Here is an 18122-nt window from a genome sequence, read left to right as displayed (position 1 = left end):
AGCTTACGGATTAGAATTCAGGAAGGCGTTGGAATCGAGGGCCTGGTCCATTTCGGTGGCCTGCTTGAGGGCGCGCACAAGGGCGCGTTTGCCCAGCTCGATTTTGAAGGAGTTGAGCCCGTAGCCCTTGGCCTCGGCGAATACCTTGGCCGCCACTTGGCGAAACAAGTCGGCCGAAGGCGTCTGGCCTTCGAGCATCTTTTCGGCCTCCTGGTCGCGCCAGGGCTTGTGGGCCACGCCGCCCAGCGCAAAGCGGGCCGTTTTGATGGTGTTACCGTCTAGTTCGAGCCCCACTGCCACGCTCACCAGCGCAAAGGCATAGCTAGCCCGGTCGCGCAGCTTGAGGTAGGTGAAATTCTTGGCGTAGCCCTGGGCCGGCAGGTCGATGGCCGTAATCAGCTCGCCGGGCTGTAGGGTGTTGTCCAGCTCGGGCTTGTCACCGGGCAGGCGGTGGAAATCGTTAAACTTGATGGTGCGCTCGCCGCTAGGCCCCTGCACGCGCACTACGGCTTCGAGGGCGGCCAGGGCCACGCACATATCGGAGGGGTGGGTAGCGATGCAGTTCTCGCTGGTGCCTAGCACGCCGCACACGCGGTTTTGGCCGTTGATGGCCGAGCAGCCGCTGCCCGGCTGGCGCTTGTTGCAGGGCGTGGCCAGGTCGTAGAAATAGTAGCAGCGGGTGCGCTGCAGCAGGTTGCCACCGTCGGTGGCCATGTTGCGCAGCTGCGGCGTGGCGCCGGCCAAAATGGTCTGGCTCAGCAGTGGGTAGCGCTTTTCTACCTCGGGGTGCCAGGCGGTGTCGGCGTTGGTAGCCAGGGCACCCAGGCGCAGGCCACCGTCGGGCAGGCTTGTGATATCGCTCAGCGGCAGGTGGTTGAGGCTGGTGAGGTGGCTGGGGCGGCTCACGTTTTCCTTCATCAGGTCGATGAGGTTGGTGCCGCCGCCCAGGTAGGCCGCGCCGGTATGGCTGGCAAAGTCGCTAACGGCCTCGTCAACGGCCGCCGCTTGGGTAAGGGTGAAGCTGTTCATAGAAAGCAGTTATTCGGCTGAGTTAGAGAAAGTAGGCTGCATCGGAATGGTAATCAGCGTGCCGTTATCAACCACCACCTGGCCGTCGTGCAGCACTTCCATCACCGCCGATAGAATATTTGTGTAGGCGCCGCAGCGGCACACGTTGCCGCTCATCAGCTCGCGCACCTCATCCTCGGTCTTGGCGCGGCCCTCGTTGATGAGGCCCTGGGCCGAGCAAATCTGGCCCGGCGTGCAGTAGCCGCACTGAAAGGCATCGTGGTCGATAAATGCCTGCTGCAAGGGCGAGAGGTTGTCTTCGCTGCCAATGCCTTCAATGGTCGTAATCTGCTTGCCCTGATACACCGTGGCTAGGGCCAGGCACGAGTTAATGCGCTTGCCATCAACCAAAACGGTGCAGGCGCCGCACTGGCCGTGGTCGCAGCCCTTCTTGGTGCCGGTCATATCCAGGTACTCGCGCAGGGCGTCGAGCAGGCTGGTCCAGGGCGCAATCTGAATGGTGTGGTCTTCGCCGTTGACGTTCAGTGTCACCGATTGGGTCGGCACCACGGCCGGCGCTGTTTTATCAAGCGACTCTTGGATGAAGTGTACACTCATAGGGTAGGAGAGGAAAAGGAGTAAAAGCCGGCTAGCGCCGCCGCCGCCCGCGTTTTGGAGGCTTCCAAACCCTACGGCTCGCTACGCGCTTTTGATGTTTTTATTCATTCTAAATAAGTTTTTAGCCCCGGCAATTAACCGGCTGATGCCTTGAGGCTCAGTTTGGCTAGGGTCTTAGCTGGCGCTGTAACGCGCAGAAAAATATTCTGAATTAAAAAGCGCAGTAAAAAGTGTGACAAGGCGTTGTATAAGAGAATATACAGCGCGTGGTTTCATGCTGCGGATAGCCCAGCATTATCCAAGCCCTGGCCGGCGCGGGCTATTGGCGCAAGGCCACCTAGTTGCGCGAAGCAGCTTTTCCGGCCCTACCTTTGCGGCACGCTCCTTTACCGGGGCTCTTATCCAGAAAGGCGGAGGGACAGGCCCGACGATGCCTTAGCAACCAGCAGCCATGCGAAGGTGCTAATTCCTGTTTCGAAACGCGGCCCCGGCCGCCTTCGGAAGCAGATAAGTTATGAGATGCGACCCGCTGCCCGTGCGGCGGCCTAGCTCTTCTGACTTGTCGGGAGGGCTTTTTTTGGGCCTTTCCGGTGAGGAGTTCTGAATAGGAGTAGGGGAGGCGCGTGCCCGCGAAGCCTTTTATTTCCCCTTTTCTCATGACTCGTACCGACCTCAACATTGGTCTTTTTGGCTTTGGCGTAGTGGGCCAGGGCCTGCACGCCGTGCTGGAGCGCACGCCCGGCCTGCGCGCGCGCATCGGCCGCATCGCCGTTAAGAACCGCGATAAAACCCGCTCGCTGCCCGCCGAACTGTTCACGTTCGACAAAAACGACCTGCTGAGCGACCCTGGCCTCACGGTGATAGTGGAGCTGATTGACGACGCCGACGAGGCCTATCTCATTGTGAAAGAGGCCTTGCTGCGTGGCAAAGCCGTAGTGACGGCCAACAAGAAGATGCTGGCCGAGCACCTGCCCGAACTCATTGAGATTCAGCAAACCACGGGCACGCCGTTGCTCTACGAGTCGGCGGCGTGCGCCAGCCTGCCCGTCATCCGCAACCTGGAGGAGTATTACGATACCGACCTGCTCGAATCGGTGGAGGGCATCGTGAACGGCTCGACCAACTACATCCTCACGGCCATGCACCGCGACGCCCAGCCCTACGCCGAGGCGCTGGCCAGGGCCCAGGAGCTGGGCTTTGCCGAAAGCAACCCGGCCCTCGACGTAGAGGGCCTCGACGCCCGCAACAAGCTGGTGCTGCTGCTGGCCCACGCCTTTGGCGCGGTGGTGGCGCCCACCGATTTGCTGGCCGTGGGCATTACGGGCATTAGTGCCCTAGCCACGGCTTATGCCCGCGAGCAAGGACTGATAATCAAGCTGGTGGCCGAGGCACGGCGGCTGCCGGGCGGCGGGCTGGCGGCGGCCGTATTGCCCACGCTGGTACGCCCGGGCCACGAGCTGGCGCAGGTGCACGACGAGTTCAACGGCCTCATCACCCAGAGCGGCTTTGCCGACCGGCAGTTCTTTCTGGGGCGCGGGGCGGGGGCGTTTCCCACAGCTTCGGCGGTACTCAGCGACTTGTCGGCGCTTACTTACGGCTACCGCTACGGCTACAAAAAAATCCAGCAGAACGCCCACCTGACCCTGGCGCCCGATGCGGCCGAGGTAGAGGTGCTCGTGACGTTTGACGAGGCTAGCGGCGCGCCCGACCGTGCCGATTTCACGGCCGTGCACGAGGAGTTTCGCTCGGCGCAGCGCGGCAATTACCTCACCGGCACTATCGGGCTGGGGCAGCTGGCGCGGGCTGGCTGGCTGCGGGCGCCGGGCGTGTGCGTGGTGCGGCTGGCGGCGCCGCTGCGGGCGGCCGTGGCCGTGCCGGTAGCCCTGGCGGCTGCGGTGGCGTAGTGGCCGCCGCTTTCACTTCTTCTACTTTTGACTATGACTCCTTCCGCTGATACTCCCATCACTGCCGCGCTGCTGGCCTATGGCATGTCGGGCAAGCTCTTTCACGCGCCGTTTCTGGCGGCGCACCCCGGCTTTGCCCTGCGGGCGGTGGTCGAGCGAAGCCAGCAGCGCATGGCCGCCGACTACCCCGGCGTGAAAAGCTACCCGAGCACCGAAGCGCTGCTGGCCAACCCCGCCATCGAACTGGTGGTGGTGAACACGCCCAACGACACCCACTACGACCTGGCGCGCCAGGCCCTGCTGGCCGGCAAGCACGTGCTGGTAGAGAAGCCCGTGGCCACCACCGTGGCCCAGTGGCAGGAGCTAGGGGCCCTGGCCCGGCAGCAGGGCCGCCAGCTGTTAGCCTACCAGAATCGCCGCTGGGACACCGACTTTGGGGCCGTGCGCCGGGTAGTGGAAAGCGGGCAGCTGGGCCGGCTAATTGAAGTGCATTTTCGCTTCGACCGCTTCCGGCCGGTGCTGCACACCAAGGTGTTCAAGGAAGATGGCCGCCCCGGCTCGGGCCTGCTCTTCGACCTGGGGCCGCACCTGCTCGACCAGGTTATTAGCTTGTTTGGCAAGCCGTTGTCGTTTGAGAAAACGCTGGGCAGCTACCGGCACGGCTCGCAGGTGCCCGACTTTTTCGACTTTCACCTGCACTACCCGAAAGGACTGAACGTGTGGGTGACATCGAGCCTGCTCGTGGCCGACCCCGGGCCGGCCTTCATCGTGCACGGCACCCAGGGCAGCTACCAAAAAGACCGCACCGACCCGCAAGAGTCGCAGCTGCTGGCCGGCGTGCTGCCCACCGACCCGGCCTATGGCCGCGAGCAGCCCGGCCAGGAAGGCCGCCTGACCCTGGCCGACCCGGCGGGCCACAACCGCACGCTGCCGCCCGTGGCCGACGCAGCCGCGCCGGCCAACTACCTGGGTTTGTTTGAGGCTGTTTATCAGGCCATTCGCCACGGCCAGCCCTATCCTGTTACGGATGAAGAGCTAACCTGGCAGCTGGCGCTGCTGGCCGCCGAGCCGGGCCGCCACTTACTGGGCTAGCAGGTCGGCGTATTGCTGGTGGTGGCGCTGCACGTAGCTGGTCATAAACTCGCAGCTGGTGCGCACTTTCAGGTGCTGCTGGCGGGCGTAGGCGAGGGCGGCTTCGGCCAGCTCATCGGCTACGCCCTGGCCGCGCTGGCTTTCGGGCACGAAGGTGTGCACAAAGTCGATGACGCCAGCCGCTGGCAGCGAGTAGGCCAGCTCGGCCTGCTGGTCGGCGGGGCCGGTGGTAAATTCTTGATTAGCAAGACTGTGTTGAATATTCATGGGCAAGGAAAGGCAGCCTGTAAGGCAAGGCGGCGCCCTAGTGTACGGGCCGGAGCCAAAAAATGCGAACCGAAAACCCGGAGCGCAGCAACGCGAACCCGCAAACTACAGTAAACAACCTCGGCCGCCAGGCTAGCCCGGCGCCTTACAATCGAACTTCTTTCCCTCCCTCCCAATGAGCACCACCGCTGCTTCTGATTCGGCCGAAGACGGCCAACTGCCTGTCGGCCAGCGCCAGCGCGCCGAAGACGCCCACCTTGATGCCAATGACCCCGCCCGCCAAGCCGAAGCTGGCACTCCAGCTTATGGCAACTTTGGCAAGCCCGGCGATAAAGAAGCGGCTGCCACTACGGCCGCAGCCAGCACCAGCCGCAACGATGGCAGCCACGATAACCCCGACGAATTCAGCGAATTCAATAAGCCGGACCCCCACGTGGCTGCCCAGCCCAACGGCGAGCCGGAGTCGGACAGCACGGGCCCGCAACGGGGCCACGTAACCCAAAACCAGGACCCGGAAGCCGTGCGCGAGGCCCAACACGCTGACACCGACGAGCAGCGCGCCGCCTGGTCGGATGATGACCCGCGCTACGCCGGGGGCCACCGCAAGGCTACCTGGGAAGAAAACAACGATAAAGAACATTCTAACGATAAGTAACTTATGGCTTCTATTCCGCAAACCGCGCCCGGCAACAACCTCAATGGCAAGGCTGCCGCCACCGCTACCACCGATGCGCAGGCCGACGCTTCTGCCAACGCCCGCACCGAAACCGAAAAGGAATCGGATAGCTTCCTCGACCGCGAAACTGCCGGCCAGGTGTTCGACGACAATAGCGGCCAGCAAATGGCCGATATGATGGACGACTCGATGCGCTCGGACATGCAGGCGCCAATGGGCTCATCGCCCGCATCGGCCGAAAACGTGCCCGACGAGCTTTCGCACCCTAGCCAGGCCAACTATACTCTCCCCGAAACCCAGCACCAGGGCAAAACCCTGACGGCCGACGGCGACGACGAGTAACCAGCGCAAGTTTTAACAAAAAAGCCCGTGGCTAGTCAGCCACGGGCTTTTTTGTGCATTAGTAGGCTAGCTGGCATCTGCCTGTAGAGGTGGCACCAGCCGCCTGCTTGTTGCCATGAGAATGCCGCGTCGGGTGCGTCGTCGTTTGCTGTTGCCGCCAGGCTGGGTGGCACTGGGGTTTCTGCTGCTGCTAGGGTGCCAAGTGCTTCAGCCGTGGGAGCGGCAGTTTAAGCTCTGGAATATGATGCAGGTAACGCTGCCACCTTTGAAAGCCGACACTAGCTATTTGCATTTTTTGAGAAAGCACGTGAAGGATAAGCAAGCAATTGAGTATAACCCATATACATCCTCCAGGTCCAAAAATGAAGTAATTACTTTACAAAAGATGCGGCCCTGGCATGACACTGAGTTCAGAGGGGTGTTTCTAGCTGATTTCTTAAATGCGGCTACTACTGAGTCAGCCATCCGAAAAATAATTGCTGACACCAGCCATGCTGGCGGCGTGCGAGTACGCTTTTTACCGGGCTCAACTTATACGAACTTGGTTAAGGTACTGGATATTATGCGCTATACCGACCAGAAGAAATATTGGTTAGATATTCGTCATCAGCCGATTATACTTTATGCCTTTACCGTTAAACCTACTACTATTAAACCTCCTTTAATATTTTCTTGTGGGACGAGAGACAGCGAAGTTTATCCTCCTCCGAAGAAAATAAGTTTTCAAGAAATAGTAACCGATTTTTGGAAGAAGTTGCTGGCTTTATTGAGCCAGCCATGGCAAGCACCTGCGCTATGGCTGGCACTAATTGGTAGTTTGAGTTTACGACAGCTGTTTCAGCTTAAGCTCAGTCGCAGCGATTCATAGCTTATAACTCTCAAATTCTATAGTTTGCCCACCCTGCCACCTACTCTGCGCCGCGCCCTGCTGGAGCTGCCGCAGAAAGAAAAAGACCAGCTGCTAGCCCGCCTCGTGGCGCAAGATGCCGTGCTGACCGAGCAGCTGGCCTACCGCCTGCTCGAAGGCCCCGACGCCCTTGAAGCGCGCCGCGCCGCCCTGCGCCAGCAAATAGATGACCCTGTGCGCGGCTACCACCAAACGCCTAACGACCTGCTCGTTATTCTGCGGCAGCTGCAGGCGCGGCTAGCCTACCACGCCCGCATTACGGAAGACGTTTTTGGCGAAATAGCCCTGGGCCTGCGGCTGCTGGCCAATGTGTTTGCGCATCAGCCCGGGCTGGTGGCGCGCCTGCACGGGCCCACCCAGCCGCTGCTACAGCACCTGGTGCGCCGCACCCAGGAGGCCCTCAAACAAGCCGAAAAGCTGCACCCCGACTACCACCTGGAGCTGGCCGAAACGGGCAATGCCGTACTGGCCGGCCTGTTTGCCTCCGGGGCCGCGCCGCTGGCCCGCGAGGCTGGCCTCCCCACTAGCCTCGCGCACTGGGGCTGAGCCCGGGCCCCGGCCCACTGCCGGCACACTAGCTGTGGCAGCCGGCCGGGCTATGGCCGCGGGCCCGGCAGCTACTCCTGTATCAGTACTAATCGCAGGGTATAATACGTATTTATAGCTGGTTTATAGGTGTTTATTACATGTTTATGCGGATGTGTTTTGCGTAAACAAGGCTATGAAAGAACCGCAGGATGAAGCACAGCGTCGCCGTGCGGTAGCTTGGGCCATTGCCTTAACCGCAGAAACGCACCTGGCCCCCGACCAGTACGAGGCAGAATTGCTGGAGCAGTATGCCCAAGGCCATATAACTTTAGACCAGGCCCTGCTGCGGCTGGACAACCGGGTGCAGCACATTCTCTATCGTAGCCAGGCCGTGCGGCCCCTAACGGCCAGCCAGCGCACCGAGCTGCTGGAGCAATCGCGCGCCTGGAACGAGCAGCACCACATCACGGGCCTGCTTTGCTACAGCTCATCGGGGCATTTTATTCAAATTCTGGAAGGCTCAGCCCTGAACGTACACGCGCTGTTTGCTCGAATACGGCAGGACAAGCGGCACCACCATGTGGCACTGCTGAGCGATAAAGCGAGCCCCACACGGTGGTTTCCCGATTGGAAAATGGCGTATGCGGAAGCCGAGCCGCATGATTTTTTCTGGCTGATGGGCTACCTGGATGCTCGCAACCACAACCTGGTGCAACCCCAGCTCCCCATTACCGACCCCCTGCTGCTCAAACTGCTGGCCCGATTTGCGCAAGGTTAGGCACTGCCAGCAATCCAAATTACACGTGCTGTGCGGCGCTAGCTAAGCTTCCCGGGCCATAGCGTCCGCCCAGCGACTTACTTCTTCGAGAGACAAGCTGTTTTAAAGTCAAAGCCCAGAAGCTTAAGCCCGGTGCTTTTAAAAAATACAGTAAAAAGCCCTTCATGAAGCTATAAAGGGCTTTTTACTGCGGTAAACTTTGTAGTCCGCAGGGAGCCGGAAACTATAGTCCAATTGTATCTAATACAGAACAAACGCATCGAAGAAATAGCTTCGAAGCGGTCCTGCCTTGGCTCACTGTCCGTTTCAACCAGACCACCCCAGGCTTTTCAACCTATATTAGCCCGCTTCCAATTTGCACTGAAGTAGCTGGGCCAGGTAACTGTATGACTTACAATGGAATATATGCCAAGCGCTTTTGCAGCTGCCCGAGCACGTACAATCATTTTTCATACTAACTATTCGCGCTGTAGATTATGAGCATACTCGGGGCTATTGCGGATATTTCCCATTACAACCACAACCCGGAGTCCCCGCATCAGGCACTTGATTTCAGGCGAGCCTACCAGTATGGCCTTCGGGGCGTGTTTCATAAGGCAACGCAGGGGCTGGGCTATACCGACTCGCACTATGCCAGTCGCAAGCAGCAGGCGTTGCAAGCGGGCTTGTTGTGGGGGGCCTACCACTTTGGCGTAAAGGCCGATGGCGCTGCCCAGGCGGCCCACTTCCTGGATAAAGTTCGGCCGGGCCCGCATGATTTATTAGTTCTCGACTTTGAGTTGAATGCTGATAGCGATAGCATGACGACGCCCCAGGCGGAGCAGTTTGTACAGCACATATACAAGGCCACCGGGCGTTATCCGGGCCTCTACAGCAGCCCGTACTTCCTGCAGCAGCGCCGGGCCGGCGGCAGTGCCATCCTGCGCAAGTGTTGGCTCTGGCTAGCTTATTACCGGGACGTGGCGGCCCCCCCGCTGCCGCTAGGCTGGCCTTACTGGACCATGTGGCAGTACACAAACGGCAGTGGTAAGCAGGGCAGTGAACTGCACATCATCCCGGGTATAGGCCCTTGCGACGGCGACCGTTTTAACGGGACTAGCGATGGTTTGCTGCGGTTGTGGAGCCACGAGGCCGCGCCAAGTCAGGCAGCGCTCTCCGCTGGCAGTGCGTTCGGGCACGGTGCGACGGCCCCTGCGCCCGGCCCGGCCCCACGGCAGCTGGCAGAACCCATAACACCTGCCGCCAGGCCCATTTTAGGGGTGTCGGCGGCCCACGTGCAGGCACTAAAGACAGAATTACCCAAGCTTTTAACGACTGTGGCAGCGGGCCTGCCAGTGTCGATGGGTATTCGCCATTTGGCTATTTTGCCCGTTCCTTCTATCCATGCGGCATTGACCCAGCTCTTGTCACCCTCCTATCATAGCCTGCTGCTGCACGGGCTAGTGATTGTGGGCTGCTACATAGCCCGGCTGGCGGCCACCAGCTTCATGCAGTACCTGCAGGCCGCCACGCCGCAACCGGCCTAAAAAGCTGCTGGCAAAGTACTAGGGCAGCTCTTTGGGCTGGCGGAAACGATAGTAAGTAGTGCCGAGCCCCAGTAGGGCCAAGCTTGCCGGGCAGCCAAATAAGAGCGACTGCCCATTGTGCGGCCCCAGAAAGTACCCGTATAACGTTAGCAATAGCAGGCCGCCACCCAGCAGCAGGCCCACCTTTAGCACGCGTTCTTGGAAGGGAATAATGGCTGGGGCCCGCAACAGCGCACTAATCAACACGCCTAAAAGCCCAAACCCCAGCAGCAGGGCCGCTGCAAAGAGCGCTGCCTGCCCCCAGGCGGGCAGCCTGAGGCGAGGTTCGGCTAGCGCCATACGTGCCGGGGTAGTGAGGGTAGGAGTAGCCGGGGTAAGTAAGCCGGCCCGGAGCAGCTGGGCGGCTAGGGCGGCCGGGGCCTCGTAGTTCAAGTCCCCGATACCTATGCCACCCAAGTGATGCCTTAGTATCCAGGCATACGTCATAGCCAGGCTGGCTGGGGCACTGGTTTTCGCTGCTGCCTCCTGCAATACGTTGGCTGAATGGGGAAAAGCCAGCACCAGCTTAGCCGCCGGCACGCCGGCCTTCTCGTAATACGCTATCGAAGCGGCAGCCGCTGCGGAATCCCAGTGCACTTCGGGGCCTAAGGAGGCTAGCGGCGCTGGCGAGTTGGGCTGGCTAGCGGGGTAGTCGTGCGTTGGCACCACGAATAGCCGGACCGCCGAGGCAAGCCCCGCTAGCTGGGCATAGGGGCGGGTGGCATCCACCGCCGGCAGGGTGAGGACTAGGCTGGCGCCGGGAAGGCGCCGGGCCATTTTTTCGTGTAGCAGCACTACGAATTCGCGCAGCTCCGTCGCGTAAGCGGCCGCCGTAGCCGCCGGCGCCGGGCGGGTAGCCCTGGCGAACGTAGGTGGCGGCAGCCCCTTGTTGAAAGCCTTCTGGTCAAGGCGAAAAACTGCCCGACGTAGCCGGAACTCTACCGCCAGCCCACGTTGTGCCTGTAGCTCAGCCGCATAGCCAACGCGCGCGGGGCCAGCATGAGCGGCTCGGATTTGCTGCCGGAGCCGGATAGTATCGTGCTGCAGCCAACTGCTGTCTTTATTCAGGGTTAAGCGCCGCTGCTTCAGCTGGGCTTTTATAAGTTGCCAGTCGCGCGCAGCCAGGGGCTGGCTTGCGGCTGGCAGAAGGGTGGCAGGCCCGCTGCCAGGCTTTGCATCTGGTCGGGAGGCAAGCTCCAGGTTCACGCCGCCGGCCTTAGTAGTAGCCAGCAGATGTATGATTGCCTCCGTCAGGTCCTGTCGGGCCCGGGCAGGTGCGGCTCCTGGTAGCCCCGGCGTAGCTGGCTGGTAGCGCACGCCGAGTAGCACCTTGCAGCCAGGGTTTTGGTGCCGAACGGCGGCTAGCACGCTTGCCGCTGGCACGGCAACGGGTTCGAGGCGGCCTTGGCCAGCAGCCCGGTAGCTACCGCAGCACAGGTGCGACACCAGCGAAAAATCCAGCTGCTTGTAGGCGTGGGCGGGTAGCCCGGCGGGGTACGAGCCCACCACAGCTGCGCCCGCCCGTAGCCGGTAGTGGCCAGTAGCTGTAGCTGGCACCACAGTGCGCTGCCCCCACGCTGCCCCCCCCACCAGTAGATAGAAACAACCCAGCAGCAACGGAAGCTTTAACATTGGAGAGGAGAGAAACGCAAGGCCTCAAGTCAGTATCACAGGGCTATAAATAGCGTAGCGTGACAAGCTGTTTAGGCAGCCCTTACTTATTTGGGAGGCAAGGTAGCAGCTAATCAAAGAGGTATCGTATTATTTTGCCTTCCAGGCGAAAGCAATTCCCTATCTTGCCCATCGGTAGCTTACCAACTGCCCACCTGGCCGATGAAAGACTTTGCCCCCCGCACTCCCGCTACCAAAGCCACCGAGCCCGCCACCGGCAAAGCCGCTACCTTGGTTGACAACCGCGCCAGTACCGTGGCCCAGCGGAAACTGCAGGACGCCATTGCGGCTAGCCCCCGGCAAGTAGCCCAGCGCCAGCCAGCGCCCGTGCAGCTGGCCACCCCGCGCCCCAACCGCACCGGCCTGCCCGATAAGCTGAAAGCCGGCGTGGAAAGCCTCTCCGGCCACTCGCTCGATGACGTGAAGGTGCACTACAACTCGGCAAAACCGGCGCAGCTCCAGGCCCACGCCTACGCGCAGGGCCCGGATATTCACCTCGGGCCGGGGCAGGAGAAGCACCTGCCGCACGAGGCCTGGCACGTGGTGCAGCAGAAGCAAGGGCGCGTGCGGCCGACTAGGCAACTTAAAAAAACTAGTATTAACGATTCCACAAGTCTGGAAAGTGAGGCTACTGCAATGGGTGCTAAGGCCTCTCGCATACGAATACAGAATAGCAATTTGCACGGTTTGCAAAGACATGTTGCCAAGTACATAGCAGTGCAGCGTGTTATGCTCGCTGAATTACCCTTATTCGAAAAATTTCTTTTGGTAAGTAGCAAGAATGTAAAAATAGGTTTCTTTAATTTTGTCAATAAAAGCAGCTTACCCAAAGAATTAAATAATGATTTTCAAATAAGAATGGCATTTGAAAATTTATTTAAAAACAAATCAATAGATGAAGCAAATGATGAAACTTTAGGTAAATTAATTAACAGCTTTTATAAGCGAGCAACAAGTGTGTCTTCTGTAGCTACTCAATCGAAGCACGAGAACTCCGATGAGGACGAAGATGAATCGAGCGTTGTAAGGAAGCGTACTGCAATATTACCTAGTACTTCATCTGCAATTCCTTCACCCTTATTGCCAAAATCGGGGCTAAAATCAGCTGCGGCTGCATCCCCTTCAATTGCTAATCATCGAGCAAGCTCATTCTCTCTGATAACTAACGCTGAAGCGAAGTACGAGGATTTTGAAAGGGGAAATGAACCAAAAAATCATAGTGCTTCAGCGGCTGCCTCAAATCACCCAGCAAGTTTGTATGCAAGGCCTTCCTATTCTTCGCATGCGCAGCAAAACCCTCAAAAGGGCACAAGTGAAAATAAAGCAGATAAGGCTATAAGACAATATACGACACAAGATTATAAAATTTTGAACCCGCTAATGAGAGAAATTTATACTCTCAAAACTCAGTTAAAAGCCGAGTCGCGAGAAAAAGCCAAGAAATCATCATTGTCTCATGTTGAAGCTGTGTTGATGAGCCTATACAAGAAAATGGATACTCGCCAGCTAGTCATAGGGTTCATCAGTAAAGTTATTAACAAGCGTTATCAAGTTTCCCAGGCTAAATTGGATGATAAAATACTTGCGTGTATATATGATTACGTTGAAAATTTCTCTGTTAATGCAGATGCGGCTTTTGAAAGTAGAAGTTCTAATGAAGAAATTAATGTATTGTATCGTTGGGAGAGTCTATTTGAAGGTAGCGATGAGCATTACGGAAAATCATCCTTTACGCAGTCATTTTTATTTTCTTTTAGTACTAAAAAGGATAAACCCAGCTTTGTAGGTACTCCTTGCCGCCTTATTATGATTAAAGGCAGAGATTCAATACAGGAGGCTTTAAATATAAGCAAACAAACAGCTCATAGTAATGAAAAAGAAGTGCTCTTTCGTCAGGGCACTGTATTTAAAGTTGTGAGCAACAAGCGTATCAATAAAAGGGATTATCATACTGAATTATCCGTAATAAAAAACGAGCAACAGCAAGAACATAAAGAATAAGGGGAAATCAAATTGTCTTCCCTTCCTTCGCCAATTCACGCTGTAAGCCCTTCATTATATCACTTATACTCACCGCTTGCTTCTGTTGTAAATGCAGTAACACGCAGTAGCGCAGCACGTTGACAATAGCGCCACCCGCTACCTGGTATTTTGCAGCTAAAGCAGAAAAGTCCACCTCCCTGCTCACTTTAATGGTCGCGAAGGCCTGCTGCCAGAGTTGCAGGCGCCCAGCGGAGCCGGGCAGCGGAAAGTTAATCATGGCCTGGAAGCGGCGGGCGAAGGCGTCGTCCAGGTTGCTTTTTAGGTTGGAAGCGAGGATGATGACGCCGGGAAAGTACTCGATGCGCTGGAGCAGGTAGGCAGTTTCCTGGTTGGCGTGGCGGTCGTTGGAGGAACTGGCGGCGGTGCGCTTGCCGAAGAGAGCGTCGGCCTCGTCGAAGAAGAGAATCCAGCGGCGGCGCTCGGCGGTATCGAAGACGCGGGCCAGGTTTTTCTCGGTTTCGCCGATGTACTTGGACACTATCATTGAGAGGTCGACGCGGTACACCTCGTGGCCCGTGACCTGGCCTAGTAGCATGGCCGTGAGTGTTTTGCCCGTGCCCGGCGGGCCGTAGAACAGGGCCCGGTAGCCGGGCTTGAGGTGGCGGCGCAGGTGCGGGTCCTGCATAATCTCGTCTTGGTGGTCGAGCCAGGTGCGGATTTCCCGGAGCTGGTCGTGCACGTAGTCTTCGAGCACGAGGTCGTCCCAGGTCAGGGGCGTGGTCACGCGTTGGGCCGGGAAGTCGGGGCTGTAGTGCGGGCGGGGGCGCTCGCCGGTGGTGAGTAGGGCCAGGGCTTCGGGCGTCACGGTGAGGGCGCCGCTCAGGGGTGGCTCGTGGGCCTCGGCGGGGCCTAGCTGCACGAGGCGGGCGGTGGCCAGCGGCGAGTGGGCCCAGAGGCTGGTTTGGTAGGGCAGGCGCTGGGTTAGGTCGGCCCCGGCCAGCAGAAACAGGGCCGTTTCGCCGGTGGGCAGGAAGCCCGCGTGGCCTTTGCCCCGGAGGCCGCCAAACTCCGTGAAGGGCCGGTCGTAGAGGCCGTTGCGGCCAAAGAACGGGTCCAGGGCCTGGGGGCGCAGGTGCGGGGCCAGGGCCAGGGCCAGCACCAGGCGCTCGTGCCAGTTCAGCTTTTCGTGCTTCACCAGGCGGGCGTAGGCATCGGTAGCGGCCGTCGGCAGCTTAGGCATCGGTATTCGTTCGATAGTCTTCACGGTACACTCCTGCTTCAGGTGCAGCCGGATGCGGGCATCTAGCACTTTGGTGAGCCAGTCCAGCTCGCGGGCCAGGGTATCGCCGGGGGCGGGGGGCGTAAGGGTTAGCGCCATGTTACGTAGAGGGGTAAGGCCATCCAGGGCAGTTTGATAAGGGCAATGGACCAGGGCAGCTGGTCGAGGAGAATATCCACGGTTTTGGTTTCCACGGTGAGCGTCACTTTGTCGGGGCTCCACGTCAGCTTGCCGGGGCGCTGCAGAAAGGTTTCGCGCAGGCCGGCGATGCTGGTGTTTTTCAGGGCTTGCCAGCGGCCGAGGGCCGCCCCGAGCAGGCCCTCGGCCGTCGCTTTTTCTTCGGCCCTGAGCGGCACGACGCGGGCCAGGGGCTGCGGCCGCTCGATGCCGCACAGTAGCTTATTGAGCACCAGCAGGTATTCCGGGAAGTCTTCGCCCCCGGTAACCAGGAATTGCAGCAGGTGCGCGGCCCGCTCGGCCGCCAGCGGGTCCTGAAAGGCTTTTTCCTGCAACAGGCCAACTCGCTCGAATAGTAGGGTGAAGAAGGGGTACAGCAGCACAAGCCCCGCGTTGGTGATGTACACGGCTTCGGTTAGCGGCTGCTCAGCAGCCGGCGGCTTAGGAAAGGCGGCTTGGCGCAGCTCAGGTGCGGCGGGGCGCGGGGCGGCCCGCTGGAGCGGTTGGGCAACTGCCCCGGGCAGCGCCGCCAGCAAAGCCGCCAACGGGCTCCGCAGGGCTAGCCCGCGCTGGGCAATCGCCTGAACCAGGCGCCGGGGCGCCGGCCGTTGGGCGGGCGGTAGGTGCGCTTGCTCAAGCCGCAGCAGGCTTTGCACCAGCGCGGCGGCCCGCTCCCCGGTGCTTGCGCCAGGAGAAGCCGCCACCGCCAGCACTTCTGCCCACAGCAGCGCCGACCCCGTGCTAGTCTGCACCAACCGCTGCTGATGCAGGCGCTGCCAGTCGCGCAGCAAGGCCGCCAGTAGGCGGTAGGTAGCCGGCATCAGCGCCGGCAGCAAGCCCGTGAACTGCTTTTGCGTTAGCACGGCCGCCAGTCGGGCCCGCGCCACGGGCAAGGCCAGATACGGCCGCAGGCGTTCGGGCTGGCGGGCGCTGCCAGCGCCTAGCAGTTCGGCTACGGCCTGCACGAGCGGGCTGGTGGGCGGTGCATTGTCGCTTTGCAGATGCTGCGCCAGGATATTCCAGGCGGCCTCCGCAGGTTGAGCGGGGCCGGGAAAAAGCCTGAGCTGCGATGCTGATTTACTGGCTGCCCGGCCGGCCGGGCGGCGAGGATGCCTGGCTGGTTCCTCCACTACTACCTGTAAGAGCGTACGGAAGAAAGGGTCAGCGGCCAAACTTGGAATCTGGCGAAGCAGCCCGCTCATCCGCGCCAGCCCGCTACGCCAGGCTAGCCCCATCGCGGCGGCCCGCTGCCGAATGTCGGCTGGCACCTTGGCGCTGGTGGCCGGCTGGCCAGCCACGGCTGTCAGGGCATAAGCGGTGTAAGCTTCCCGTAGAAGCAGTCCAAACCGCGTAGAGCCAGGGCGCGTGGATTGGTGCAGGTGGCGGTCGAGGGCGGCCAGGGCCTGCCGCACCTGCCGGCGCTGCCGCCGCCCCGCCCCGGGCACTGCTACCAGCAGGTGCAGTGAGCCAAAGTCGGCCAGGCGTGCCAGGCGGTGCTGCACGGTTGTGTGGCCAGCGTGCTGCCGCAGGAAGTGCCGCAGGGACCCGGGCTGCCGGATGGCCTGCTGGAAAACCTGGCGCAGCCTGGTCAACGACTGAGAAGATACGTCGGCAGGTGCCTGCAGCAAGTAGCGAAAAACCAGGTCTAGCTGAGCTGGCGCTGACTCTTCGGGTTGAAGGCGAGCGACCGAAGGCTCGAAAAGACGGGCTGGCGCAGGCTGGCGGTCAGGCCGTTTGACCGAAGCCTGGCCGGAAAATAGCAGGGGCCAAATCCGCCGAAAAAAAGGCGCAGCGGCGAGGGCCGGCCAGTGGCTCCCCAGCGCTGCCAGCTGGGCTAAGGTGGCATCCCAGGCCAGGTAGTGGGTAGCAGCGAGCTGCCGGATAGCTCCCCCTGACAAGCGCCCGGTGGTAGGGTAATGAAAAGCTACAAAAAGCGCTTTCAAAAACGTGGGCATGCGCCCTCCACCCGCCGGGCTGGTCGCCCACGCGTCGAGGGCGGCCAGACTGGGCCGGTGGGTGGGGCGAGCCCGCCCCGGCAACCGCTCCAGGGTGGCAAAGTCCGCTACCTGCACTAGCCGGGCCAGCACGCCCGATTGGGACCCGTAGCGGCGCAGAAACCCAGCTACTGCCGCCGGTTGCCGGGTTGCCGCCCGCCGTAGGTTTGCCCGCAGCCAGGCCCCGGATGCTCCGCCGGCCTCCCCGGATAGCAAGTAGGAAAAAACAAGCTCCCTAGCTTCCGAAGCGGTAGCGGGCGTAGCGAGGGAGAAGTGACCGCCCGGCCGGAAGGCGGCCGGGCGCGGTCGCAGCCTGCGGCCCGGGGCAACAACGGCAGCTATCGGCCGTAGCACGGGGCTGGTTGGCTGGGCTGGCCCTGGATGGGTAACTGCCAGGGCAGTATTTTCCTCAGCTGCCCCGAGCAAATAGCTCGGTGGCGCTGGCAGTTTGGCCAGCTCACCGGGCTCAACGGGAGCGCTTTGCTGCTGCAGCGCCCGGATAATGCTGCTAAAAGCAGCGGCCGAGGCCGCTACCGGGCCGCTGGCTAGCCCCTGCTCCTGCCACTGCACCACGGCGGCATAGCCCAGCCCATAGCGGGCGGCCATTTGCCGAAGCTGTTGCTCCACAAAAGCCAGGCTATCGAGCAAGGAATACTGGGTGCTGGCCAGGCTGGCCACTACTTGCTCCAGCACCGCGTAGCGCAACGCTGACTCGCTGGCTGGCACCAGCGGCCGGCGGCTCTGCCGGGCAGCTACTGCGTGCACAAAAGCCAGCACAACGGCGGCCCGCCCGGGTTCCAGGAAGGTAAGGAGGCGGGCCAGGGTTTCGGGCGTGAGCTGCCGCACCAGGCGCTGGCGCGCCAAGGCTTGGCCACCCACTTGCCGGAGCAGGTCGCGCAGGGCACCACGCTGCGCGCGCAAGGCCTGTAGCACTACCGCGTCGAGGTCAAAGTCCGGGGCACGAGCTGCCCAGGGTAGCCGGCCCGAAACCAGGAAATAACGCAGCGTCGCCAGCGGGGCAGCGCTGGCGCCCGGTGCGCCGCCGGCGGGAAGAAGCACTGCCGCCAGCGCTTTGCGCAAGGCAGCCCGCAGGCGCTCGGGAAGCTCCCGCTCCAGTTGGCTGGCGGCTAGGGGCTCCAGCTCCAGAACCAGCCGGGGCAGGCGCAGGCTGGAGCCCGCGGCCGCAAAAGGCGCAAGCTCCTCTGCCAGTATGCGCTGCAAATCGCTGTAAAACAACCGGCTGATGCGCTCGCCCAGCGCTTTGCCCACCAGGGCGCTATTGGTCTGGAGCGCCAGCGTTAGCTGCTCAACAAGGGCGATGGGGGCGGGCACA

The 18122-nt window shown here is 60.8% G+C and carries 15 protein-coding genes and 1 riboswitch; of the genes, 9 read left to right on the top strand and 6 right to left on the bottom strand.

Annotation, left to right across the window (positions count from 1 at the left end; all coding sequences use genetic code 11):
* Positions 1-3: 3 nt before the first annotated feature.
* Together Q5H89_RS01350 and Q5H89_RS01345 are read right to left on the bottom strand one after the other, a co-directional pair.
* Positions 4-1029 (bottom strand): FAD binding domain-containing protein, encoded by a 1026-nt coding sequence (locus tag Q5H89_RS01350; RefSeq protein ID WP_305017488.1) that lies wholly within the window; start codon positions 1027-1029, stop codon positions 4-6.
* Positions 1030-1038: 9 nt separating this feature from the next.
* The gene (locus Q5H89_RS01345; RefSeq protein WP_305017487.1) at positions 1039-1626 is read right to left on the bottom strand and encodes a (2Fe-2S)-binding protein; all 588 of its coding nucleotides are present in this window, start codon (positions 1624-1626) and stop codon (positions 1039-1041) included.
* A 395-nt stretch (positions 1627-2021) separates the two neighbouring features.
* Positions 2022-2140, top strand: a riboswitch (SAM riboswitch).
* A 142-nt stretch (positions 2141-2282) separates the two neighbouring features.
* Between Q5H89_RS01345 and Q5H89_RS01340 the strand changes: the two genes are divergently transcribed.
* Both Q5H89_RS01340 and Q5H89_RS01335 read left to right on the top strand, forming a co-directional pair.
* Positions 2283-3530: a homoserine dehydrogenase gene (locus Q5H89_RS01340; RefSeq protein WP_305017486.1), complete on the top strand. Its 1248-nt coding sequence runs from the start codon at positions 2283-2285 to the stop codon at positions 3528-3530.
* 33 nt (positions 3531-3563) lie between these two features.
* Positions 3564-4622: a Gfo/Idh/MocA family oxidoreductase gene (locus Q5H89_RS01335; protein WP_305017485.1), complete on the top strand. Its 1059-nt coding sequence runs from the start codon at positions 3564-3566 to the stop codon at positions 4620-4622.
* On the opposite strand, the gene Q5H89_RS01330 is transcribed toward Q5H89_RS01335, so the two are convergent.
* Positions 4611-4889: a GNAT family N-acetyltransferase gene (locus Q5H89_RS01330; protein WP_305017484.1), complete on the bottom strand. Its 279-nt coding sequence runs from the start codon at positions 4887-4889 to the stop codon at positions 4611-4613. The genes Q5H89_RS01335 and Q5H89_RS01330 overlap by 12 nt on opposite strands.
* A 175-nt stretch (positions 4890-5064) precedes the next feature.
* Between Q5H89_RS01330 and Q5H89_RS01325 the strand changes: the two genes are divergently transcribed.
* From Q5H89_RS01325 to Q5H89_RS01300, 6 genes are all read left to right on the top strand, one after another.
* Entirely contained in the window at positions 5065-5544 is a 480-nt protein-coding gene (locus Q5H89_RS01325) for a hypothetical protein (protein WP_305017483.1), read from the top strand.
* A gap of 3 nt (positions 5545-5547) precedes the next feature.
* A complete protein-coding gene (locus Q5H89_RS01320; protein WP_305017482.1) occupies positions 5548-5907 on the top strand; it encodes a hypothetical protein in 360 nt (119 codons plus the stop codon).
* Positions 5908-6022: 115 nt separating this feature from the next.
* Positions 6023-6775 (top strand): hypothetical protein, encoded by a 753-nt coding sequence (locus tag Q5H89_RS01315; protein ID WP_305017481.1) that lies wholly within the window; start codon positions 6023-6025, stop codon positions 6773-6775.
* A 24-nt stretch (positions 6776-6799) separates the two neighbouring features.
* Entirely contained in the window at positions 6800-7360 is a 561-nt protein-coding gene (locus Q5H89_RS01310; protein WP_305017480.1) for a hypothetical protein, read from the top strand.
* A 175-nt stretch (positions 7361-7535) separates the two neighbouring features.
* The gene (locus tag Q5H89_RS01305; protein WP_305017479.1) at positions 7536-8120 is read left to right on the top strand and encodes a BLUF domain-containing protein; all 585 of its coding nucleotides are present in this window, start codon (positions 7536-7538) and stop codon (positions 8118-8120) included.
* Between the two features lie 476 nt (positions 8121-8596).
* Positions 8597-9646, top strand: a complete 1050-nt coding sequence (locus Q5H89_RS01300; RefSeq protein ID WP_305017478.1) for a glycoside hydrolase family 25 protein — start codon at positions 8597-8599, stop codon at positions 9644-9646.
* An 18-nt stretch (positions 9647-9664) separates the two neighbouring features.
* Here Q5H89_RS01300 and Q5H89_RS01295 read toward each other — a convergent pair whose 3' ends face one another.
* A complete protein-coding gene (locus tag Q5H89_RS01295) occupies positions 9665-10462 on the bottom strand; it encodes a hypothetical protein (protein WP_305017477.1) in 798 nt (265 codons plus the stop codon).
* Positions 10463-11518: 1056 nt separating this feature from the next.
* Between Q5H89_RS01295 and Q5H89_RS01290 the strand changes: the two genes are divergently transcribed.
* Positions 11519-13357, top strand: a complete 1839-nt coding sequence (locus tag Q5H89_RS01290; protein ID WP_305017476.1) for an eCIS core domain-containing protein — start codon at positions 11519-11521, stop codon at positions 13355-13357.
* A 7-nt stretch (positions 13358-13364) separates the two neighbouring features.
* Here the strand turns inward: Q5H89_RS01290 and Q5H89_RS01285 are convergent, their stop codons facing one another.
* Together Q5H89_RS01285 and Q5H89_RS01280 are read right to left on the bottom strand one after the other, a co-directional pair.
* A complete protein-coding gene (locus Q5H89_RS01285; protein ID WP_305017475.1) occupies positions 13365-14717 on the bottom strand; it encodes an ATP-binding protein in 1353 nt (450 codons plus the stop codon).
* Positions 14708-18121 (bottom strand): contractile injection system tape measure protein, encoded by a 3414-nt coding sequence (locus Q5H89_RS01280; RefSeq protein ID WP_305017474.1) that lies wholly within the window; start codon positions 18119-18121, stop codon positions 14708-14710. The genes Q5H89_RS01285 and Q5H89_RS01280 overlap by 10 nt, the downstream gene beginning before the upstream one ends.
* Between the last annotated feature and the right edge of the window lies 1 nt (position 18122).

This window comes from Hymenobacter cheonanensis, from assembly GCF_030581075.1.
In the GTDB taxonomy this organism is placed as follows: Bacteria; Bacteroidota; Bacteroidia; order Cytophagales; family Hymenobacteraceae; genus Hymenobacter.
Note: the sequence above shows the minus strand (reverse complement) of the source record. Positions and strands in the feature narration are given on the sequence as shown.